Here is a 21703-nt window from a genome sequence, read left to right as displayed (position 1 = left end):
CGCTCGCGTCGATCACACCTCTTTGTCAAAACAGACTTGACGGTCTGTCAATCCTGCATGTGATTGTTAAGGCGGCTTATCCGATTGAGAATGCAGTCACGGCTTCGAGGCATTCAATTTCAATCTCCAGATGGAACAGCAGTCATGGACCTGACATTCACCAAAGAGGAAGAGGCGTTTCGCGCTGAAGTACTCGACTTCCTGCGCACATCCTTGCCGCAGCAGATTGCACGGAAAGTGCACACCGGCAAACACCTGACGCGCGATGACATGGCGCAATGGCACGGCATTCTCAACGCGAAAGGCTGGCTTGCGAACCACTGGCCCAAGGAATACGGCGGTCCGGGCTGGAACGCGGTGCAGAAGTTCATCTTCGAGAACGAATGCGCGATCGCAGGGGCGCCACGCATCGTGCCGTTCGGCGTCAACATGCTCGGGCCGGTGCTCATCAAGTACGGTAATGAGGCGCAGAAACGCCACTGGCTGCCGCGCATTCTTGACGGCTCCGACTGGTGGTGCCAGGGCTATTCGGAGCCGGGCTCGGGCTCCGATCTGGCATCGGTGCGCACCACCGCCACGCGCACGAACGAAAACGGCAACGACTACTACATCGTCAATGGCCAGAAGACGTGGACCACGCTCGGCCAGTACGCGAACATGATCTTCTGTCTCGTGCGTACGGCACAGGACGCGCGCAAGCAGGAGGGCATCAGTTTCCTTCTGATCGACATGAAGACGCCCGGCGTCGAAGTGCGCCCGATCATCACGCTCGACGGCGAGCACGAAGTCAACGAAGTGTTCTTCACCGATGTTCGCGTGCCTGTCGAGAACCTCGTCGGCGAGGAGAACAAGGGCTGGGCTTACGCAAAATATCTGCTCACCTATGAGCGGACCAATATCGCGGGCGTGGGCTTTTCGGTCGCAGCGCTGCAACGTCTGAAGGACCTGGCGAGCAAGGTGCAGCGTAATGGCCGCGCACTCATCGCGGACCCGCTCTTCGCCGCGCGGCTTGCGCGTGTCGAGATCGACCTCGAGAACATGAAGACGACGAACCTGCGCGTGATCGCGGCTGTGGCGGGCGGTGGCGTGCCTGGTGCGGAGAGTTCGATGCTGAAGATTCGCGGCACCGAGATCCGCCAGGAAATTTCGTCGCTGATGCGCCGTGCGATGGGACCGTACGCGCAGCCGCTGATCGAAGAGACATTCGAAGGCGCGGACAGCATCGATGCGTCCAGCGCAGCGGCGCAGTACTTCAATAATCGCAAGCTGTCGATCTTCGGTGGCTCCAACGAAATTCAGAAGAACATCATCTCGAAGATGATTTTCGGACTCTAAAGGATTCGCAACATGAATTTCCAGCACACGGAAGATCGCCGGATGCTCGCAGATTCGCTCAACCGTTTCATCGCCGCTCAGTATCCATTCAATGTGCGCGACCGCATCGCGCAATCGGACGAAGGCTTCAGCCTCGACATGTGGAAGCGGTTTTGCGAACTCGGCATCGTCGGTGCGTTCTTCGATGAATCAGTCGGAGGCTTCGGCGGCGATGGATTCGATATCGCCGTCGTGTTCGAGGCGCTTGGGCGCGGTCTGGTCGTCGAGCCATTCGTCGATGCGCTGATTGTCGGACGCGCGCTCGCCTGTGCCGGCAATGCGTTTCAACGCGGCATCGTAGCGAAGCTGATCGACGGGGCAGCAATCGCTGCCTTTGCGCACAACGAGCCTGGTTCGCACTACGAGCTGGCGCGTGTGGCAACGCGTGCCGTGCGCAAGGACGCGGGTTGGGTGTTGAGTGGCGAGAAAGGCGTCGTGTATCAGGCAGAGCAGGCGGATGTGCTGCTCGTGTCGGCGCGTACGTCGGGTGAGGAGCATGACGAAGCGGGTATTTCCCTCTTCGTGGTGCCGCGCAATGCCGCGGGCGTGAAGGTACGCGGTTATCGCAAGATCGATGGCGGACGGGCGGCGGAGGTGTTGCTCGAAGACGTCGCGCTAGATGCCGATGCGCTCGTCGGCGAAGCGGGAAGCGGATTCGCTACGCTCACGCATGCAGTCGGGTATGGGCTGGTCGCCCTTGCATCGGAAGCGGTCGGCGCGATGGACGTCGCGAAGGAGCACACGCTCGACTATCTGCGCACGCGAAAACAGTTCGGCGTTCCGATCGGCACGTTTCAGGCGCTGCAGCATCGCATGGCCGATGTGCTGCTCGATATCGAACAGGCGCGTTCTGCAGCGATCAACGCGGCGGCTGCCGTCGCTGGAAGGGGCGTCGAACGCGAGCAGGCACTGTCGGCTGCCAAGTATTCGATCGGCCATATCGGTGCGCGCGTTGCGGAAGAAGCTATCCAGTTGCACGGCGGTATCGGTATGACCTGGGAGCTGCCGCTCTCGCACTACGCAAAACGTCTCGTGATGATCGACCATCAGCTCGGCGATGAAGATCATCATCTCGCGCGATACATCGAAATGGGTTCCGCTCTGGCGGCCTGAGTGTACGTCGCGTCAATCAACCGGGAATCGGATATGAAAATTCTTGTACCAGTGAAGAGAGTGGTTGACTACAACGTGAAGGTCCGCGTGAAGTCGGACAACACGGGCGTCGACGTTGCGAATGTGAAGATGTCGATGAATCCGTTCGACGAAATCGCCGTCGAAGAGGCCGTGCGTCTGAAAGAAGCAGGCGTGGCGACGGAAGTGATCGCCGTGTCGGCGGGCGTGACCCAATGTCAGGAAACGCTGCGCACGGCGCTGGCTATTGGCGCTGATCGCGCTGTGTTGATCGAGTCGAATGAAGACCTGCAGCCGCTGGCTGTTGCGAAGCTTTTGAAAGCGCTGGTCGACAAGGAACAGCCGCAACTGGTCATTCTCGGCAAGCAGGCCATCGACGACGATTCGAACCAGACAGGCCAGATGCTGGCTGCGCTGGCGAATCTGCCGCAGGCTACTTTCGCATCGAAGGTTGTCGTGGCTGACGGCAAGGCGACCGTGTCGCGTGAAGTGGATGGCGGTGCTGAGACGCTGTCGCTGACGCTGCCCGCAGTGGTCACGACCGATCTGCGTCTGAACGAGCCGCGCTACGTGACGCTGCCGAACATCATGAAGGCGAAGAAGAAGCCGCTGGAAACCGTAAAGCCGGAAGATCTGGGCGTCGATGTCACGCCGCGTCTGAAGACGCTGAAGGTCAGCGAGCCGCCGAAGCGCTCTGCTGGCGTGAAGGTGGCCGACGTGAAGACGCTGGTCGAAAAGCTCAAGACCGAAGCCAAGGTGCTTTGATTTTTTCAGGCACTCGGAGACGAATGAAATGACGATTCTGGTAATTGCTGAACACGACAACGCGGCGCTCAAGGCAGCGACGCTGAATACGGTGGCTGCTGCACAGAAGATCGGTGGCGACGTGCACGTGCTGGTCGCTGGCCACAATGCGCAAGGCGCGGCGGACGCGGCTGCGAAGGTAGCGGGTGTATCGAAGGTGCTGCTGGCCGACGCGCCGCAACTCGCTGCGGGTCTCGCGGAAAACGTCGAGGCGACGGTGCTGAACATCGCCAAGGACTATTCGCACATCCTCGCGCCGGCTACGGCCTACGGCAAGAACATCGCACCGCGTATCGCAGCGAAGCTCGACGTCGCGCAGATCAGCGAGATTACGGCTGTGATTAGCGCCGACACGTTCGAACGCCCGATCTACGCGGGCAACGCAATCGCAACCGTTCAATCGCAAGACGCAATCAAGGTCATCACGGTGCGCGCAACAGGTTTCGATGCCGTTGCGGCAGAGGGTGGCAATGCATCGGTCGAGAAGATCGAAGCTGCGGCTGACGCAGGCATCTCGCAGTTCGTGAGCCGCGAAGTGACGAAGCTGGATCGTCCGGAACTCACAAGCGCGAACATCATCGTGTCGGGTGGTCGTGGTCTGGGCAGCGGCGAGAACTACACGAAGGTTCTCGAACCACTGGCCGACAAACTCGGCGCGGCAATGGGCGCGTCGCGCGCAGCCGTCGATGCTGGCTACGTGCCGAACGACTATCAGGTCGGCCAAACCGGCAAGATCGTCGCGCCGCAACTGTATATCGCCGTCGGTATCTCGGGCGCGATCCAGCACTTGGCCGGGATGAAGGACTCGAAGGTGATCGTGGCGATCAACAAGGACGAAGAAGCGCCGATTTTCAGCGTCGCTGACTACGGCCTCGTTGGCGATCTGTTCACCGCCGTTCCCGAACTCGCCAACGCACTGTCCTGAGATGCAAAAATCCATGCTGGCGCTAACCCGCGACACCGTTCGGAGCGAAGCCGCCAAGCTCGCCGACAAAGAAGACGCCACACTCTGGCGCTGGTTCTCCGAACTCTACGAAGACGGAAGAATTCGCTGGTGCCGGTCCGCGCAGGGCTGGCTCGTCAGCGTGGATCACAGGCATCTCGCGACTGAAGCGGACTTCGATGCCGCAATACGCGTCGCGCGCGAGCGCTATTTCAGCGGCAAGCTCAGGCGTGCCGATCTGCGTCGCTGAGGCGCGCCAGGTCGCGCTATCTGCGAAACAGATGCGGCTGGTTGTCGATGATCTGCCTGATGAAGTCCCACACAATCCGGATCCGCTTCGTCTTGAAGAGATCCTCTGGCGCAGCGAGCCACAAGGTACGTGTGATGTGCGGGCGATCTGATTCCAATTCGATTCGCGGTATAGCCGGGCAGGGCATGCAGGCACTCGCGATGTACTACGAGACGGCGGAATCAAAAGAAGGAGTGAACGCCTTCCTCGAAAAACGGAAGCCGCGCTTCAGGAAAATAGCGGCTGACAAGGCCGGTTAAGAGCGACTTCGCCACGTGCTTGGAAGAGACTTGCTTTGAGGCGCCAGGACGATGCCTGGCGCGCCTGGCTCGCGATATACGATGAAAACGGGAAATGTCTTCCGTAAGTCTTCGATGTACTCGCTTCCGTGGGAAATTGGACGGAGGGGTTGGCAAAGCCTGCCATGCCTGAGGTCTCGCCCTCTATTCCTGACCAGCGTGCAGGACAGCGGGAGGAACAACCGTCGTGACGCGCCCCGTTTTCACATCGTAGACAAGACCGGAAACCGTCACTCCAGCAGGAAGATTCGGGTTCGCCTTGAGTGCCGCTACGTCTAGGGCAACTGCCTGATAGGGATCGGTGATCGCGAGCGTGTCGAGCTTGTCTTCCTCCACGCCCATCTGCTTCGCAAGCAGTTTCGGCGCGTGATGGTAGCAGCCCTTGATGCCGCAATCCGTATGCTGAAGCACGACCAGATTCCAGCCGCCGCCGATTTCCGCGCCAGCCGCGCGCGATACCACGCCTAGCACGGCCAGTGTCTCGAACAGCGCGGGGTTGACACGTCCGCCTACATTGCGGATGACGGCGGCTTCCCCCGGTTCTAGTTTGAGCACATCCATTGGATCGACACGCGGATCGACGCAACCGATAATCGTCGTTCGGCGCGACGGCATCATTTTCAGTTCAGCGGAGAATCCCGTCTGTGCAAACTCGGCATTTCTCTCGGCGAGCGTTTCGTGAAAGTTCATGACTACCTCTATCGTTGGAAATGAAGTTAGCTGCGCTGCGGCAGGCGCGTGGACATCTTTGCCTGCAGTCCCTTCGGGTCGCTGATGAAAGCCTGATGAATGGCACGTGACTGTGCGCCAGCGATAACCTCATCGTTGATGCCCGCTTCGATCGCTTCAAGCGCGTCGTTCACGACTTCCTGCGGCGTCAGTCGTGGCTCAGGCAATTTCGCACCCATCGCCGTTTCAGTCTGGACGGCCAGAACGCCGACGACCTGCGTAGCCTGCGCGGCCAGTTCGGCGCGCAGACTGCGCGTGAGCGACAAGCCCGCTGCCTTCGACGCGGAATACGTCGCTGCCATCGGCAGACTGACGAGCGAGAGCATGGATAACATGTTGAGCAGCGCACTGCCGCGCGTCCTGGCGAGCACCGGCGCGAAGGCACGCGTCAACGCCAGCGTGCCGAAATAGTTGATCTCCATTTCGCGCCGGGCATCGTCGAGATTGGGTGCGGAAATCGCGCCTTCAAATGCGGCATAGCCTGCATTGTTGATCAGCAGCGTGACGTCGGTGGCAATCGCTGCGGCGGCCGCGACCTGATCAGGATCGGTGATATCGAGGGGCAGCGGCACGAGCCGCCGGTCGCCGCTCTGGAGTACTTCCTTGAGCGATGCGGTATCGCGCGCTGCGACGTAGATTTTCGACGCGCCGCGGTCGAGCAATGCTTCGACGAAAGCACGGCCGATGCCGCGATTGGCGCCCGTGACGAGCGCGACAGAGTGTTTGAGAATCATGACGTGACCTGTGAACTTGTGAGAGTGGAATGTCGGTTCCAGCGCGAGCCGGAACCTTTCGGCATCAGTTGCCGTTGAGCCTGTCGATGTGAAGGCGGGCAAACTCACCGACCGTCATCGCCCTGCGACCCGTCAGTTTTTCGACGTTATTGTCGGCCCCTGACATACGGCCAACCTGGTAGTCAGCCATTGCGCCGCGCAGATGCTGTACGACGTAAGCTGGCAAGCCCATGGCTTCGATGGAGCTGCAATATTCGTCGATCGAAAGATCCTGAAAAACGATCTCGCGACCCAGCGCCTCCGACAGCTCGGCAGCCATCTGCGCATGATCCATCTCGACCGGACCGGAGAGCGGGATCGTCGTGCCGATGTGACCTTCCGGGCTTTTCAGCAGCGCGGCAATTGCGCGGCCCTGATCATCGGCGGCGATGGGCGAATGACGGCCGCTACCCACCGGTAGACGCAATACGCCTTTCTGCAGATACGGCAGTTGCCACGGGTACAGCAACCACTCGAGGAAATAGGTCGGCCGCAGATGGATGACGGGCACGCCTGACCAGTTGAGGACTTCTTCGGCAATGAACGTGTCACGGCACGAATCGCTAGCGGACTCGCGGTTCGCCGAGCGTTGCGACAGGTTGATGACGGTCTTGACGCCGGTCTCTTTCGCGGCCTGCGCGAAGTTCACTGTCGCATTGATCAGCCCCGGCTGAACGGGCCACACGAGGTATGCCGCCTCCACGCCCTTCATGGCATCGCGGACGGTGTCGATTTCGAGCAGATCGCCTGTGACGACTTCGGCGCCAAGTGCTTCGAGTGCCGCGGAACGCTCGTCTTTGCGGTGTACCATCGCCCGCACGTCGAGGCCCAGTGCAATCGATTCGCGTACGGCTGCGCGACCCGTGTCGCCGGTGGCGCCTGTGATCAAAATTTTCTTTGACATGATTAAATATCCTAAATAATTAAATTTGAATCGTTCCGTAAATACGCGAACTGATCAGTTCGCGTTGCTGGTAAGCGGATAGTCGAGGACGAACTTCGGCAAATTCGCTTTGATGAACTGCTCGACCGTCGTCAACGGTTGACCGATGATTTCCGTGCCGGTGCTATCCGTACCGGCGAGCAGGCCTTCCTGCTGATCGATCGTGACCGCTTCGAAATGCCGGCGCATCGCATCGGCATCTTGCAGGCCGAACAGTTCGAGGAAGGTGGACACGGTGACATGCTCGTAAGGCAGATTCTTGCCGAGCACGCGACCCACTTCGGCGGCGAGTTCTTCGTGGCTATATTCGACCGGGCCATGCAGCGCCAGCGCCTTGCCGACGTACGGCGCTGCATTGTCGACAATACCCGCGATGATTCGCGCAATATCGCTTCCGGCGATGGGCGCGAAGCGGCTGTCCTTGTTGTAGGGCATCACGTAGCGCCCGTAGCGAATCTGCGGCGCGATATACAGAAGCCACTCGGCGAAGAAGGTCACGCGCAGGTGCACTGACGGCACGCCGGACCAGTTGAAAATCTGCTCGGAGAGCCAGTGATTTTGCGTCGCCTTGCTGCGTGCCGCGGGCCGCGACTGCTTATGCGACATATTGACGATCAGTTCCAGATTCTGTTCCTTCGCGGCCTGGGCAAAGATCACGGCCGCCTCGACCAGACCTTCGGCGAGCGGAAAGCAAAAGTAGGCACGTTGAACGCCTTGCATGGCAAGACGGATATCGCGCAGGCTCATCATGTCGCCGAGCACGACTGCGGCGCCCAGATCGCGCAGACGCTGCGCGCGATGGTCGTCTTTGCGGACTAGTGCGCGGACCTTGAAACCTTTTTCCAGAAGGCGTTCGACGGTCGGACGGCCTGTGTCGCCCGATGCGCCGGTTACGAGGACTGTTGTCATTTCATGTACTCCAGTTTGCGATGTGTGCGTCCGCTTCAGGCGGGCGCATTCAATAAGGGCTGGCGGGATATCGAAATAGTCGCCCCTTGCTGATTCCGATTGCGGCTGGTCGTTTGATGCCGGCCATGGAGCTAATGTCGCGTTTTCCTGTCCATACCGGTAGTCCATGAATCTGGCTAACATCTATGCTGAACCAGCATCAATTCGTCTGACGATAGCTGCAGCAAAAGCGCGTCCGTTCAAGAGGGAGGGCATATGAAGGATGTAATGACTTTCAGGCTTTACACCCGCGTTGCCCGTCTGGGCAGTTTTTCAGCCGCCGCACGGGAGAGCGGGCTGGCGCAGTCTCAGGTTTCGAGGACGATCGCAGAACTGGAAGCGTCCCTCGGGGCGCGTCTGCTGACGCGCACGACCCGGGCAGTCGTGCCGACGGAAGCCGGCCAGGAATTTCTGGCGCGCATGGAGCCGATCCTGGCAGCGATCGAAGACGCCGAAAACAGCGTCCGCGAAACGGGCGAACTACGCGGCGTGCTGCGTCTCGCGATGCCTTCGACGATGGCCACGCGAGTGATCTTGCCGCGTCTGTCCACATTCACCGAACGTCATCCGGCACTTCGGATCGAGGTGATGCTCGACGACCGATGGCAAGACATGGTGCGCGAAGCAATCGATGTGGGTATTCGCGTGGGCAGGCTGCCGGATTCGTCCGGCACCGCAAGGCTGATTGGGAAAATGCACCGTGTCATCGTGGCGGCGCCCGCGTATCTTGAGCAGCACGGTACGCCCGCCGTGCCGGATGATCTCGCTGGACATCGCGTCATAGGCGGGCCGGCCGGAGCGCACGCGTCGTCATGGCAATTCGAGCGTGACGGGGAGATTACATCGGTGGATCTTCAGCCGCATGTCTCGACGAACGACACGGCGGGCGCAGTTGCGGCCGCTACGGCCGGACTGGGCATTGTCTCGACGACTTCGTGGGCATGCCGGTCGGAAATCGAACGTGGCGCGCTCGTGCACTTGCTGCCGGACTGGAAGATGGCTGAAGTGCCCGTGAATGCCTATTTCCCGATGGGGCGTGCGACCCGTCTGGCTGCCCGTGCATTTGTTGACTTCATTGCGGATGAGCTGAAAACGCAGTCACTCGACTTCATTACGACAGACTGAGTGCGATGCAACAGACCGAGGCCGTTGATCGCAGCTCAGACCGTGAAGTCGCGATTGAAGAAGCACAATTGCCGTTGCGACGATAGTGCTCCGTCCTTTACCACTAGACGATCGCCTGGCCACGCCCGTCCACAGACAACCTGGAGTGTCCGATTCCGCCACCCTTCTCGACCCGGATCTGCGTTGCGATGCGCTCCTTCAGGCCCTCCACGTGGCTGATGACGCCAATCATCTTGCCGCTGGCATTGAGTGCATCCAATGCATCGAGAGCGACTTCAAGTGTGTCACCGTCGAGCGTGCCGAAACCTTCATCCAGGAACAGGGAATCGATTGAAGTCTTGTGACTGACCAGATCGGAGAGCGCGAGCGCGAGTGCCAGACTGACCAGAAAGCTCTCTCCGCCAGACAATGTTCTCGTGTCGCGGGACACGTCGGCCTGCCACCCGTCGACGATCTCCAACTCCAGTTCTCCAGTTGTTTTCCGCCTTAAAAGGTAACGCGCATGGAGTCTGTCCAGGTGACGGTTAGCCAGTGTCAGCAAATGATCCAGCGTCAGGCCTTGTGCAAACTTCCGGAATTTATCGCCTTTCGCGGAGCCGATCATTCCATCCAGGCGCTGCCAGACATCGGCTTCTTTCGAATGATTTTCGATGTCGTGAAGCAAACTCTGTTGCGTTTGACGCAGCGTGTCGTCGCGTGTTAACAGTCCTCGTTGATGGCCCAGGCGTTCATTGATGGCGGCACGCTGACGATCGAGCGACTCGAGTTGTGTTTGAAGCTCTTCGAGGCTGAACGTTGTCACCGGCGATTCGAGCAACTGCGCGACTTTTCCACGGGCAGACTGCAGGACCGTTTCTGCGGCAAGCTTTTCCTCGTCGCGTTGGCGTTTTAGAAGCTGCAGGCGCTCGCGATCCTCGGGCGTGAGCAGAGCGGCCAGAAAAGCCTTTGCATCCGCGAACTCGCTCGTCTGGATGGCCACCTGCCAACTTTGGGTTGCATCGCTAGCGCTTGCTCGATTGGACGTGAGAGTAGTTTCGAGTTGAGTGAGTTGTCCACCGAGCGATGACACAGTCCGCGCAGTTTCGTCCGCGCTGTTCGCGCGCTCGGCAAGGGCAGCGGACAAGTTCGAGCCGACGGAGGGCTCGCATTCTTCGATCTCAACTGTTCCGACCAGGACGGCGAGTGCGTAGAGCCGTTCTTGCCAGCGTTTTGCATCTTCGTTCGCGGCTTCGCAAAGCACCTGCTGTCGAATGATGTCTTGTGCTAGCTGTTGAACACGGCTTGCTGTCGTCTGAAACTTCTTCCACTCCTCGTCTCGCTCATCAAGCCAGTTAGCCGGGTTTTCTGGCATTTCCTGAGCAGGGTAACCTCCATGTGCAATCGAGGAGAGAAGGGACGCTTCCTTGTCTGCGAACTCCGCAGAAAGTTCGACACGCGAGTGCTCCACTTCAGCGATGCGTTCATTGAGCGCCTGGATCGACTGTTCTGATAGTGCTACCTGTGCCCGAAAATTCTGCTGATCGGCGGACAGCTTGTTGGCGTTTTCTCGGGCGAGTGTGAGTGCCGCGTCGTGCAGTTCAGCTTTGTCGAGTTGCGTTTTCAGTCGCGTGGCGGCTTCGGATGCGTCCTGCACTCCAGCGCGCAAGGCATCTTCGTTCGCCCAAGCTGTCTCCAGCAGTCCGGCTTTCAGGTCCATACTCTGAACCAGCGAATTCCATTCGTGCTGGTTTCTGGTTGCGTCCTGCGAAACCTTTTCGTACTGAGACTGGCACTGTGTTCTGGCGGCCCGGTTAGCTGAAAGGGCTTCGGCTGAAGCACGAATCTGCTTTCCAGATTGCTGGATGGCGCTCTTGATTTGCGAAAGAGCGGATTCCGTCACGGTTACATCAATCGACGCATACGCAGCGATGGCAGGATGATCAAGCGAACCGCACAGCGGACACGCGTCGCCCGCTTTCAGGTGGTCGCGATGATCGGACAGGCTTCGAATAATGCGTTCCTGCTCCAACAGTTTCTGCTTGTCCGCTTCCTGGGCAAGCAGCAGTTCGTGTTGTTGCTGTAAAGCGGTCGCGGCCGTTTCATTGGCAAGGATATCGGCGTCGAAATTCTTTATCTTCAACTCGATAGAGTCCGACTGCACTCCAAGCTCGCGGCGCCGCCCGGCCAGATCAGTAAGTTGATTCCACTGTGCAAGATTGCCCTGAGCGCTTTGCCAGTCCAGCCTAAGGCCGCCAATCGACTTTCCGCCCAGGTGTTGTTCGTGTTCCGTTGACATGGAAGCAACGCGTGCATCTGCTTCCGACTTTGCTTTAGCTGCGGAATTGAGGCTCGACAGTTGCTTTTCCAGTTCGCTACGGTGGTTGCGAATCTTTTCCTCGAAGCCGAGTCTGGTTGTTTCTCGCGCCCGGAGATCAGCGGTCAGGCGCTGACGGTTTTCAAACTGCTGGCGCCAGGTTGCGATTTGCTCGCCCAGCGCCGCGTGCCTCTCGTGCAGTGCACAGTAGGTATCGAGACGATCCTTTTCTGACCTTATACGACTCAGCTTGTCGGATGCCTGTTCATTGATTCGGTTTGCGATCCAGACAGCTTCCGCATGCTGTTCGTGTTGCGTGACCAGCATCTCGTCCCGTTGCGTACGCTTCGCCGCGAGTGCAGCCTCTGTTTGACCGAGCGCTTTTTCAGCCTGAGTCAACGTCTGATACAACGGACGCAGCTGTTCGGCTGGTTCGCTGCGTGCAAGACGGGAAAGCTCAGAGGCAGATGATTCAAGGGCAGCATTGGCGGTAGCTTGCCGCGTCTCAGCCTTAATGACATCCGTCTGCGCCTGCGAAATTGCGACGCGCCATTGATGCTGGGTTTGCGTTAGTTTGTGCTGGGTGGCCAATTCCAGCAGTTGCGATGAGAGCGTGTCGATTTCCTGCTGCATGACCTCACGCAGGTCGCTCGTCAGCAGTTCCATGCCATCCGCGCGCGCCTTCAGGTGTTTTAGCTTGTCCTTTGCTTCCCCGGTCTTCTCAAACACGCGGCGAGAGATATCACCGTAGATTTCGGTTCCGGTTAGCTCCTCGAGGAGTTCGGCGCGATCATTTGCCGTGGCGTCGAGGAAGGCGGCGAATCCACCCTGCGCGAGCAGCATGGAACGCTTGAAACGTGCAAAGTCCAAGCGCGTGATCTCCGTCACACGCTTAAGCTTCTCGTTAAGCTGGGTGGTGAGGATGGTTCCGTCGGCAATTGCCAGTTCGACCTTTGGCTGCTGTAAAGCGCCATCTACCTTGTCACGCGATCGCCGCTGGCTCCAGAACGCTCTGTACACGATGCCTTTGACCTCGAACTCGACCTCCGCGAGGCAATCAGCAGTATGTCTCGTCATGATGTCGTTCGCTGACGATGAGACGGTCTTCAGCCTGGGCGTTTCGTGGTAAAGCGCGAGACAAATGGCGTCGAGCAATGTCGATTTCCCAGCGCCCGTCGGCCCGGTGATGGCGAAGATGCCATTGTCGGAGAAGGGCGGCTTCGTGAAGTCAACGTGCCATTCACCCTTCAGTGAATTGAGATTCTTGAGTCGCAAGGTGCGGATCTTCATGCTTCCTTCTCCAGCAGACTTGCCACGATGCCTTTGTAGCGGCCTCTCAGTTCGGTTTTCAAGGTCTCGTCAATCTCTTCGGAGTCGAGCCGACGCTCAAACACGTCGTGCGGGCTGAGTTCATCGAGGGTCATTCCGGCTTCTGCGGTGAGGGACGTTGTCAGATTGCCTCGCTGGCGGCGGATTCGAAGAAGTTCGATTGGCAGGTCTTCGACGAGCTCCTGGACACGGGCAGGAAGATCCGTTAGATAATCGTCTTCCGAGACCGTGACCTCGACCCAGACAGGCTTATCCGTCGCATGCTGTGCGATCTCCTTGAACTCCGCCGCGAGCGACTTCAGATTTCCTTTAATGGCGACAAGCGTCTGGAACGTCGGGACGGTCAAAGGCGTCACCGCTCTCAGGCCATTTTCATCGACGTCCACCAGCAGCACCTCTTTCTGTTGCGACGACTCATCGAAACTAAGTGCAATCGGCGAGCCGCTGTAACGAATGTGTTCATGCCCGCCCACCTTCTGTGGCCTGTGAATATGTCCCAACGCCAGATAGTCGAAAGGAGGAAACGCATTGGTGGGAAAGGCCTCGAGCGCGCCAACGTAGATTTCGCGCACAGAATCGCTGGCGCTGGCGCCCACTGTCGTTAGATGGCCTGTGCCGATAATCGGGATGTTTCTGCCTTGCTCGCTGGAAAGCTTTGTCTGCAATTCGACGGCAGCCTGGTATACGTCGTGGTAGTAGCGCTGGATCGATTCCTGCAGGGATCGCAGCTTCTGCTCGGCGCTTTCTCCGGCCTCGCTCTGGATCACGTCGCGGGGTCTGATGAACGGAATTGCGCACACAATACAGCCAACTTCGCTGCCAACTTCACCGCTTCGGGATGCACGTCGTAGAGGAAGCGTGCGTACTTGTCGCGCGGGTTCAGCGGCGGACGGAGTGACTGTCGTCGACAGGCATTCGAGCAGCGCACTGCTTTCGCGCAGCGTTGCAACGGAATCGTGATTTCCACCTAGGAGCATCAACGAGACACCGGCTGCATGCAGTTTCACTACCAGTTGGCTGTACAGTTCGCGGGCGTAACTAGGTGGCGTGCCAGTGTCGAAAATGTCACCGGCGACGATTACGGCATCGACGTGATGGCTATCTACCTGAGTGATCAACCAGTCAATCAGAGCCTGATGCTCTGCCTGACGGCTCTTACCCATGAAATTTTGTCCGAGATGCCAATCGGAGGTGTGGAGAATGCGCATGAGTTCTATCGTGAATAAAAGGGGACCTGCGCAGCCGGGTTCAGTCGGTCCGATCCGTGGTGTTTCGAGGCGTAGTTGTAAAGCACTGAACAGGTGATATTGCCTGCATTTTCACTCGAAGGCGGATCGAAGCGTTCCTTTCGAAGGATCTGCCGTCATTTCCTTTGCATTTCGCGTTACGTAGTGGCGAAACCACGCGTGTCCGACGTCATGTTGATAGCGCTCGTGCCAATAAAGCGAGATCTGGATAGGCGGCACAGCAATGGGTACCGGCCTCAGCACGAAGCCCTGTTTCGCGAACTTCAGTGCGACTGTTTTCGGCAGGTTTGCAATCAGGTCGGAGCACGCGACAACCGACGGCGCGGCGAGATAACTCGACATCGTCATGCGCACGCTGCGCCGCTTGCCCATCTGCTCCAGCCTGCGATCGAGCAGCTCGCCTGCATTGCGCGTATGCGCGGCCAGATCGATATGGCCATAACTTAGCCACGCGTCCAGATTCCAGTCCTTGTCGAGGGACGCGTGCCCCTCGCGCACGATGCACACCACCTGATCCTCGAATAGCGGGCGCATGCGCAACGTGCTGCCTGGCGTCGGGTAATAGCCCGCGACGAACTCGACGTGATTCGATTCCAGCATCGCGAGTCCGTGATGCGGTTTGGCTGGCACCACGCTCAGCGCGATATTCGGCGCGTCTTCGGCGAGCGTCGCGGCAAGCGCTGGCAGGAGCGCGAATTGCACATAGTCGCTCGCGTACAGCGTGAAAATGCGCCGTGATTGTACGGGATCGAACTGGCCGCGCTCGAGCGTCACGTCCAGCCACTGTTCGAGCAACGGCTGGAACTGCGCGGCAAGCGCTATCGCGCGCTCGGTCAGCACGGCCGTATTGCCTTCCCGGACCAGCAGCGGGTCGTTGAAGACGCGGCGCAGACGCGACAGGGCCGCGCTCATCGCCGATTGCGTGATACCCAGATGCTCGGCTGCCCGCGAGACGTTGGCGCAACGCACCAGTGCGTCGAGATGCAGCAGAAGATTGAGGTCGGGAATTTTTTCCATTGTCTACAAATGCCGTCGATACCGGTATTTATGGCGTTGCTGCTGACCGGAATTGCCGCGCCTTACCATCATTTCATCGTTTCAGCGGTGTGACAGCTTAGCGTAATCGCCAGGTTGTGACGTCTCTGACCATCCGCATGAACGACTCATCCCACGGCAAAGGCATCAAACACCATGTATCGAATCGGCATTGACGTCGGCGGCACCTTCACCGACTTTGTGATCACCGACGAACGCAACGGAGACACCTTCTTCCACAAGGTTCCATCGACGCCGTCCGACCCGTCCGAGGCGATCGGCAACGGCATCGAAGGGCTTCTGACGATGCGCGGGCTGTCGCCCGCCGATGTCTCGCACATCGGCCACGGCACGACCGTCGCGACCAACCTGATCATCGAACGCAAGGGCGCGCTGACGGGCCTCATCACCACCGCGGGCTTTCGCGACGTGCTGGAGATCGGCCGCCAGACGCGTCCGCATCTGTATGACTACAGCGTCGGCAAGGCGCCTGCGCTGGTGGCGCGCGAGCATCGCATCGAAGTGGCGGGGCGGATGGACGCGCAAGGCAACGTGCTCGTACCGCTGGACGAAGCCGCGGTGCGGGACGCGGCGCGCCGCCTGCGCGACGCGGACGTGAAGGCTGTGACCATCTGCTTCCTGCATGCCTATCGCAACCCGGCGCACGAGCGGCGGGCGCGCGAGATCGTGGCCGAAGAGTTTCCGCAGGCCTACATCAGCATTTCGAGCGATGTGCTGCCCGAATTCCGCGAATACGAACGTTTGTCCACGACCGCGCTCAACGCCGCCGTCGGCCCGAAGATGGCGCTCTATCTGGAACGCTTTCTTCGTCGGGTGAATGAGCTGGGTGTGGCGCGCGCGCCGTCGACGGTGCATTCGAACGGCGGCCTGATGTCGATCGAAACGGTGCGCCAGTTCCCCGTGCGCACCTGTCTGTCGGGTCCGGCTGCGGGCGTCGTGGGCGCGGCGGCCGTCGGACGCACCATTGGCTTTCGCAATCTCGTCACGTTCGACGTCGGTGGCACCAGCACCGACGTTTCGCTGATTCACGACGGCGCGCCGCTCTTCACATCGACGCGCGCGGTCGCCGGCTACCCCGTCAGGACGCCGATGGTCGACATTCACGTGATCGGCGCGGGCGGCGGCAGTATCGCCGCGATCGACGACGCTGGCTCGCTCAAGGTCGGGCCGCACAGCGCGGGCGCCGTACCGGGTCCCGTCGCGTACATGCGGGGCGGCGAGCAGCCCACCATCACCGACGCCGAAGTCGCGCTGCAGCGGTTGAATCCCGTCGCGCTGCTCAAGGGCCGCATGCCCGTCAATGCCGACGGCGCGCGCCGGGTGATCGGCGAGCGCGTCGCCGGGCCGTTGAATCTCTCCGTCGAGGACGCGGCGGAAGGCATCATCCGTATCGCCAACGCGAACATGGCGCGGGCGATCCGTTCGGTATCGACAGAGCGCGGCTACGACCTTGCGGAATTCGCGTTGTATGCGTTCGGCGGCGCGGGGCCGCTGCATGCACTGGAGGTGGCGCAGGAATGCGGCATCGCGACCGTGATCGTGCCGCAGGAGCCGGGCACGATGTGCGCGCGGGGCATTCTGCTGTCGGACATTTCGTTCGATTTCGTGAAGAGCCAGATCGCGCTGATCGACGAGGTCGGCTGGCCTGCGATCGTCGATGCGTTCAGCGGTCTGCGCGAACAGGCCGACGCGTGGCTCGAACAGGAAGGCGTGTCCGTGCCGCAGCGCAGCTACGTGATGGCCATCGACGCGCGCTACGTCGGCCAGAACTTCGAGGTTCAGGTCGCGATGGATTCTGTTGCAGCGGACGACTACGCCGCGTTCGAAGCGGGCTTCCGCGATGCGCATACGCGCGAATACGGCTACGACGTGCCGGACCGCGCAATCGAAATCATCAACTGTCGCCTGAAGGCAGTGGGTGCCGTGCCCAAGGCGCCGCTGTCGCCCGCAGCCGAAGGCGCCGACGCATCCGCCGCGCGCGACGGCGAGCGCCGTGTCTATCACGGCAAGCAGCACGGCTGGCTGACGACGCCCGTCTACGACCGCGAGCGGCTCGCCGCCGGTGTCACGCTGCGAGGCCCGGCCATCATCGAGGAAATGAGTTCGACCACCGTGCTCGCGCCGACGCACTCGCTGCGCGTCGATGCCTACGGCAACCTGATCGTGCGCGTCGCCTGAACAGTCAAGGAATACGAGGACCAACCATGAATCCCACCTCTTACGCAGCTGCGCACGACGACGCGCTCGCCGATCCCATCGAAATGGAAGTGTTCGCAAACCGGCTGCTGTCGATCAGCGAAGACATGAACAACACGCTAGTGCGTTCGTCGTTCTCGACCAACATCAAGGAGCGCAAGGACTGCTCGGTCGCGCTGTTCGACGCGCGCGGACGCCTCGTTGTGCAGGGCACGCAGATCCCGTTGCATCTGGGCTCGCTGAACGGCGCGGTCGAGTCGGTGCTGGCGCAATATGCCGTCTGCGCCATCACGCCCGGTGACGTGTTCATCTGCAACGATCCGTATCTGTCCAACGGCAGCCATCTGCCGGACATCAACATCGTCACGCCGGTGTTTTCTGGCGGCGAACTGGTGTTCTTCGCGGCGAACGTCGGCCATCACGCGGACGTGGGCGGCTCGGTACCCGGTTCGATCGCGGGCGGGCTGCGCTCGATCTTCGAGGAAGGCATCCGCATTCCGGCCGTGCGGATCGCGCGTGGCGGCGTGCTCGATGAAGACATGCTGCGCCTGCTGTGCAACAACACGCGTGATCCGGAAGAACGCGCGCTCGATCTGCGCGTGCAGATCGCGACCAACGCGCGTGGCGCACAGGCCGTCGAGCAACTGATCGCGCAAATGGGCCTGGAAGCGGTGCGCCGTTCGGTCGAGGACGTCATTGGCTACACGCGCCGGCGTCTGCGCAACCGCATCGCCGAGTTGCAGCAGGGCGTGTATCGCTTCGAAAGCTTTCTCGACGACGATGGACTCGGCGGCGGCGAACCGGTGGCTATCGTGGTCGGCATCGAAGTGAAGGCGGGCGCGCTGCATTTCGATTTCACCGGCTCGGGCAAGCAGGCGCGCGGCGCGATGAACCTGCCGTACAACGCGCTCAAGGCCTGCGTCTACTACGCAGTGAAGGCGCTACTCGATCCCGAACTGCCGGCCAACGCGGGCCTCTTCGAGCCGATCACGATTCATGCGCCGATCGGCACTATCACCAATCCGGCGCCGCCCGCCGCCGTGGGCGCGCGTTCTATCACGGCGCAGAAGGTGGCAGGCGCGATCTTTGGCGCGTTTCGTGGCGTGTTGCCCGACGAGCGGATCATGGCGTCGTCGAACGATTGCTGTCCGGCCATCGTGTTCTCGGGCCCGCTGCGCTCGCGCCCCGGCTCGTTCGTTTATCTCGAGACGCTCGGCGGCGGCAGCGGTGCACGCTTTGACGTTGACGGCATGGATGGCATACACGTGCACATGACGAACACGTCGAACCTGCCCGTCGAAGCGCTGGAAAACGAATACCCGCTGCGGGTCGACGAATACGCGCTGATCGCGGATTCGGGCGGCGCGGGCCGTACGCGCGGCGGCCTTGCCATCGCCAAGCAGATTTCGGCGCTGGGCGAGGGCATCGTCTTTTCGGCGCGCTCGGACAGTCACGTAACGGGCGTGGCGGCGGGTGTCGCAGGCGGGCTCGACGGACGCCGCGCGCGGCTCGTGAAGGAAGTGGACGGCGTGATGACGGAGCTGTCGTCGAAGACGGCCAACATCGCGCTCGCCGACGGCGAGAGCGTGCGTCTCGAAACGTCTGGCGGCGGCGGCTATGGTGCGCCGCTCGAACGTCCGCGCGCGGCCATCGAGCGCGATCTGCGCGACGGCAAGGTATCGGGCACCGCGGCACAGCAGGCGTACGCGTTCACGCGTGCGGCGCAGGAGGCGCGGTGAGCACGCCGCAGACCGCTCACACGCGCTTTGCCGTGATCGGCGGCGGGCTGGTCGGATCGGCGATTGCCTATGGACTGGCGCGGCAAGGAGAGGAGGTTGCCGTGTTCGACGAGGGCGATCTCGCGTTTCGTGCGTCGCGCGCCAACTTCGGGCTGGTGTGGGTGCAGAGCAAAGGGCTCGGCATGCCCGAGTACGCCGCGTGGACGCTACGTTCCGCAACGCTGTGGCGGGAGTTCGCGGCAGGGTTGATCGACAGCACGGGCGTCGATCCACAACTCTCGCAGCCGGGCGGTTTGCACATTCTGTTGTCCGATGACGAGTGGGCGCGCCGCAAGGCGTTTCTGGAGAAGCTGCACGCGCAGCCGGGTTTTCCGAAATATCCGTGGCGGCTGCTCGATCGCGCTGAACTGAAGTCGATGTATCCGGGCATCGGGCCGGAAGTGGTCGGCGCGAGTTTCACGCAGCACGACGGCCACGCCAATCCGCTGCGTCTGCTGCGCGCGCTGCACACCGCGTTTGCGCAGCAACGCGTCGTGTACCGGGCGCATCACGCGGTGGACCGCATTGAGCCGCTCGCGCAGGGCTTCGCGATTCACGCGGCGGGAAAGCGCTACACCTGTGAACGCGTGGTGATTGCCGCTGGCCTCGCCAACGCGCGGCTCGCGCCGATGGTCGGACTGAACGTGCCCGTGCGACCGCAGCGCGGCGAGATCATCGTGCTCGAACGGATGAAGCCGTTCCTGCGTCATCCGGTCCTGACGCTGCGCCAGACGGGCGAGGGCACGGTGATGATCGCCGAGGCGAAGGTCGAGGCGGGTTTCGACAAGAGCACCGACATGGGCGTGCTGGGCGCGCTGGCGCGGCGCGCGGTGAAGACGTTTCCCGCGCTCGCCGAGGCGCGCGCGGTACGCATGTGGGGCGCGCTGCGGATTCTGTCGCCGGATGGCTTTCCGATCTATGCACAGTCCGCGCAGTATCCCGGCGCGTTCGCCGCGACCTGTCATAGCGGCGTGACGCTGGCGGGCGCGCATGCGCTCGACCTTGCGCCGCAACTCGCGGCGGGAGAACTCGACGCGCGCATGCAGCCGTTTTCGCCGCATCGCTTCGCAGAAGGAGTGAACTATGTTTCGCATTAGCACGGAGGCCGTGGTGCCGCGTGAGCGTCGAACGCTGTCGTTCGTGTTCGAGAACACCACCGTGCGCGCGTTCGAAGGGCAAACCGTGGCGCAGGCGCTGGTCGCTGCGAACAGTGGACGCTGCCGCACGACGCCGGTGAGCGGCAGCGCGCGCGCGCCGTATTGCCTGATGGGCGTGTGCTTCGACTGTCTCGTCGAGATCGACGGCAAGCAGAACCAGCAGAGTTGTCTCGTGCCCGTGCGCGAAGGCATTCAGGTCAAGGTTCAGCGCGGCGAGCGGCTGTTGTCGGCCGATGGCGAGCCGGAGTGGGAGAACGTCCATGAAGACTGAATCACACGTCGAAACGCATTACGACGCGCTCGTAGTGGGCGCAGGACCGGCCGGTATGAGCGCGGCGTCGACGCTTGCGGAAAGCGGCCTGCGCGTCGCGGTGATCGACGAGCAGATCGCGCCCGGCGGGCAGATCTATCGCGCAGTTGGTGCGAGCCCGCTGCCGTCGCGCGCGATTCTCGGCGACGACTATTGGCATGGCGAAACTCTGTTGCAGCGCTTTGTCGCGAGCAAGGCGGACTATCTCGCGCAGACCACTGTCTGGCAGATCGACCGCGTTGGCGAAAGCTGGCGTATGGCGGTATCGGCGGCGGGCGAGTCGCGCCTGCTGTCGGCGGCCTACGTCGTGCTGGCGACGGGCGCGCAGGAGCGCCCCGTGCCCGTGCCAGGCTGGACGCTGCCGGGCGTGATGACGGTCGGCGCTGCACAGGTTCTGCTCAAGACGACGGGTGCCGTGCCGCAAGGCGCAACGGTGCTGGCCGGCTGTGGCCCGCTGCTGTGGCTCTATGCGGCGCAGGTGCTGCGCGCGGGCGGCCAGATCGACGCGCTGCTCGACACGACGCCGCGCGCGCAGCGCCGGGCGGCGATGGAACATCTGTTCGGCTTTTTGCGCAGCGACTATCTGATGAAAGGCGTATCGCTGCTGATGGAAGTGAAGCGGCGCATCAAGGTGATCGGCGGCGTGACGCACTTTCGCGCGACGGGCATCGATGCGGTCGACGGCGTCGACTACACGCTTGAAGACGGTACCAATGGCCACCTGTCTGTCGATACCCTGTTGATCCATCAGGGCGTGGTGCCGAACGTGAATCTGTCGAACGCGTTGAATTGCGAGCATGAATGGAACGACGCGCAATGCTGCTGGCAACCGAAGCTCGATGCGTGGCTGCAGTCGTCGCAGCCGGGCGTGTTCATCGCCGGGGACGGCAGCGGCATTGGCGGCGCGCGCGCCGCCGAGGCGCAGGGTGAACTGGCGGCATTGCAGATCGCGCATCTGGCGGGCGCGTCGGACGCAGCC

18 protein-coding genes and 1 pseudogene are annotated in these 21703 nt (G+C 61.3%); 12 read left to right on the top strand and 7 right to left on the bottom strand.

What is annotated here, in order from left to right; genetic code table 11:
• The first annotated feature begins 144 nt into the window (after positions 1–144).
• The 6 genes and pseudogenes from G3O01_RS43040 to G3O01_RS43015 form a co-directional block, all read left to right on the top strand.
• The gene (locus G3O01_RS43040; RefSeq protein WP_205813575.1) at positions 145–1335 is read left to right on the top strand and encodes an acyl-CoA dehydrogenase family protein; all 1191 of its coding nucleotides are present in this window, start codon (positions 145–147) and stop codon (positions 1333–1335) included.
• 12 nt (positions 1336–1347) lie between these two features.
• Entirely contained in the window at positions 1348–2487 is a 1140-nt protein-coding gene (locus G3O01_RS43035) for an acyl-CoA dehydrogenase family protein (protein WP_205813574.1), read from the top strand.
• A gap of 33 nt (positions 2488–2520) precedes the next feature.
• Positions 2521–3270: an electron transfer flavoprotein subunit beta/FixA family protein gene (locus tag G3O01_RS43030; RefSeq protein WP_205813573.1), complete on the top strand. Its 750-nt coding sequence runs from the start codon at positions 2521–2523 to the stop codon at positions 3268–3270.
• 28 nt (positions 3271–3298) lie between these two features.
• Positions 3299–4234 carry an FAD-binding protein gene (locus G3O01_RS43025; protein ID WP_205813572.1) on the top strand — a complete coding sequence of 312 codons (936 nt, stop codon included), beginning with the start codon at positions 3299–3301 and terminating at the stop codon, positions 4232–4234.
• A gap of 13 nt (positions 4235–4247) precedes the next feature.
• A complete protein-coding gene (locus G3O01_RS43020) occupies positions 4248–4502 on the top strand; it encodes a hypothetical protein (RefSeq protein WP_205813571.1) in 255 nt (84 codons plus the stop codon).
• Positions 4503–4663: 161 nt separating this feature from the next.
• Positions 4664–4801, top strand: a pseudogene (locus tag G3O01_RS43015) (1,4-dihydroxy-2-naphthoyl-CoA synthase); the annotation flags it as partial.
• Between the two features lie 183 nt (positions 4802–4984).
• Here the strand turns inward: G3O01_RS43015 and G3O01_RS43010 are convergent.
• From G3O01_RS43010 to G3O01_RS42995, 4 genes are all read right to left on the bottom strand, one after another.
• Entirely contained in the window at positions 4985–5530 is a 546-nt protein-coding gene (locus G3O01_RS43010) for a carbonic anhydrase (protein WP_205813570.1), read from the bottom strand.
• A gap of 26 nt (positions 5531–5556) precedes the next feature.
• Positions 5557–6303 (bottom strand): SDR family NAD(P)-dependent oxidoreductase, encoded by a 747-nt coding sequence (locus G3O01_RS43005; protein ID WP_205813569.1) that lies wholly within the window; start codon positions 6301–6303, stop codon positions 5557–5559.
• 64 nt (positions 6304–6367) lie between these two features.
• The gene (locus G3O01_RS43000; RefSeq protein WP_205813568.1) at positions 6368–7246 is read right to left on the bottom strand and encodes an NmrA family NAD(P)-binding protein; all 879 of its coding nucleotides are present in this window, start codon (positions 7244–7246) and stop codon (positions 6368–6370) included.
• 54 nt (positions 7247–7300) lie between these two features.
• On the bottom strand, positions 7301–8194 hold the full coding sequence (locus G3O01_RS42995; RefSeq protein ID WP_205813567.1) for an NmrA family NAD(P)-binding protein: 894 nt from the start codon (positions 8192–8194) through the stop codon (positions 7301–7303).
• Between the two features lie 267 nt (positions 8195–8461).
• On the opposite strand from G3O01_RS42995, the gene G3O01_RS42990 reads away from it, so the two are divergent.
• Entirely contained in the window at positions 8462–9358 is an 897-nt protein-coding gene (locus tag G3O01_RS42990) for a LysR family transcriptional regulator (RefSeq protein ID WP_241024737.1), read from the top strand.
• A 103-nt stretch (positions 9359–9461) separates the two neighbouring features.
• On the opposite strand, the gene G3O01_RS42985 is transcribed toward G3O01_RS42990, so the two are convergent.
• The 3 genes from G3O01_RS42985 to G3O01_RS42975 form a co-directional block, all read right to left on the bottom strand.
• Positions 9462–12941: an AAA family ATPase gene (locus G3O01_RS42985; protein ID WP_205813565.1), complete on the bottom strand. Its 3480-nt coding sequence runs from the start codon at positions 12939–12941 to the stop codon at positions 9462–9464.
• On the bottom strand, positions 12938–14188 hold the full coding sequence (sbcD, locus tag G3O01_RS42980) for an exonuclease subunit SbcD (RefSeq protein WP_205813564.1): 1251 nt from the start codon (positions 14186–14188) through the stop codon (positions 12938–12940). Before sbcD ends, G3O01_RS42985 begins: the two co-directional genes overlap by 4 nt.
• Before the next feature lie 111 nt (positions 14189–14299).
• A complete protein-coding gene (locus tag G3O01_RS42975; protein WP_205813563.1) occupies positions 14300–15244 on the bottom strand; it encodes a LysR family transcriptional regulator in 945 nt (314 codons plus the stop codon).
• A 174-nt stretch (positions 15245–15418) separates the two neighbouring features.
• Here G3O01_RS42975 and G3O01_RS42970 point away from each other — a divergent pair, with 174 nt between their 5' ends.
• The 5 genes from G3O01_RS42970 to G3O01_RS42950 all read left to right on the top strand — a co-directional run.
• A complete protein-coding gene (locus tag G3O01_RS42970; RefSeq protein ID WP_205813562.1) occupies positions 15419–17461 on the top strand; it encodes a hydantoinase/oxoprolinase family protein in 2043 nt (680 codons plus the stop codon).
• A gap of 26 nt (positions 17462–17487) precedes the next feature.
• Entirely contained in the window at positions 17488–19218 is a 1731-nt protein-coding gene (locus G3O01_RS42965; RefSeq protein ID WP_205813561.1) for a hydantoinase B/oxoprolinase family protein, read from the top strand.
• Positions 19215–20354: an FAD-dependent oxidoreductase gene (locus G3O01_RS42960; protein WP_205813560.1), complete on the top strand. Its 1140-nt coding sequence runs from the start codon at positions 19215–19217 to the stop codon at positions 20352–20354. The genes G3O01_RS42965 and G3O01_RS42960 overlap by 4 nt, the downstream gene beginning before the upstream one ends.
• A complete protein-coding gene (locus G3O01_RS42955; RefSeq protein ID WP_205813559.1) occupies positions 20341–20685 on the top strand; it encodes a (2Fe-2S)-binding protein in 345 nt (114 codons plus the stop codon). The genes G3O01_RS42960 and G3O01_RS42955 overlap by 14 nt, the downstream gene beginning before the upstream one ends.
• The coding region (locus G3O01_RS42950; protein WP_205813558.1) for an FAD-dependent oxidoreductase at positions 20675–21703 on the top strand (1029 nt) is incomplete at its 3' end. The genes G3O01_RS42955 and G3O01_RS42950, both read left to right, overlap by 11 nt.

Source organism: Burkholderia sp. Ac-20365 (assembly GCF_017104715.1).
In the GTDB taxonomy this organism is placed as follows: domain Bacteria; phylum Pseudomonadota; class Gammaproteobacteria; order Burkholderiales; family Burkholderiaceae; genus Paraburkholderia.
Note: the sequence above shows the minus strand (reverse complement) of the source record. Positions and strands in the feature narration are given on the sequence as shown.

Bases quoted from the DNA above. Each gene is read 5' to 3' on its own strand.
- G3O01_RS43010 (WP_205813570.1), bottom strand. From the start codon at position 5,530: ATGAACTTTCACGAAACGCTCGCCGAGAGAAATGCCGAGTTTGCACAG.
- G3O01_RS43035 (WP_205813574.1), top strand. From the start codon at position 1,348: ATGAATTTCCAGCACACGGAAGATCGCCGGATGCTCGCAGATTCGCTC.
- G3O01_RS42995 (WP_205813567.1), bottom strand. From the start codon at position 8,194: ATGACAACAGTCCTCGTAACCGGCGCATCGGGCGACACAGGCCGTCCG.
- G3O01_RS43025 (WP_205813572.1), top strand. From the start codon at position 3,299: ATGACGATTCTGGTAATTGCTGAACACGACAACGCGGCGCTCAAGGCA.
- G3O01_RS42965 (WP_205813561.1), top strand. From the start codon at position 17,488: ATGAATCCCACCTCTTACGCAGCTGCGCACGACGACGCGCTCGCCGAT.
- sbcD (WP_205813564.1), bottom strand. From the start codon at position 14,188: ATGCGCATTCTCCACACCTCCGATTGGCATCTCGGACAAAATTTCATG.
- G3O01_RS43030 (WP_205813573.1), top strand. From the start codon at position 2,521: ATGAAAATTCTTGTACCAGTGAAGAGAGTGGTTGACTACAACGTGAAG.
- G3O01_RS43020 (WP_205813571.1), top strand. From the start codon at position 4,248: ATGCTGGCGCTAACCCGCGACACCGTTCGGAGCGAAGCCGCCAAGCTC.
- G3O01_RS42990 (WP_241024737.1), top strand. From the start codon at position 8,462: ATGACTTTCAGGCTTTACACCCGCGTTGCCCGTCTGGGCAGTTTTTCA.
- G3O01_RS43005 (WP_205813569.1), bottom strand. From the start codon at position 6,303: ATGATTCTCAAACACTCTGTCGCGCTCGTCACGGGCGCCAATCGCGGC.
- G3O01_RS42985 (WP_205813565.1), bottom strand. From the start codon at position 12,941: ATGAAGATCCGCACCTTGCGACTCAAGAATCTCAATTCACTGAAGGGT.
- G3O01_RS43000 (WP_205813568.1), bottom strand. From the start codon at position 7,246: ATGTCAAAGAAAATTTTGATCACAGGCGCCACCGGCGACACGGGTCGC.
- G3O01_RS42970 (WP_205813562.1), top strand. From the start codon at position 15,419: ATGTATCGAATCGGCATTGACGTCGGCGGCACCTTCACCGACTTTGTG.
- G3O01_RS42955 (WP_205813559.1), top strand. From the start codon at position 20,341: ATGTTTCGCATTAGCACGGAGGCCGTGGTGCCGCGTGAGCGTCGAACG.
- G3O01_RS43040 (WP_205813575.1), top strand. From the start codon at position 145: ATGGACCTGACATTCACCAAAGAGGAAGAGGCGTTTCGCGCTGAAGTA.
- G3O01_RS42975 (WP_205813563.1), bottom strand. From the start codon at position 15,244: ATGGAAAAAATTCCCGACCTCAATCTTCTGCTGCATCTCGACGCACTG.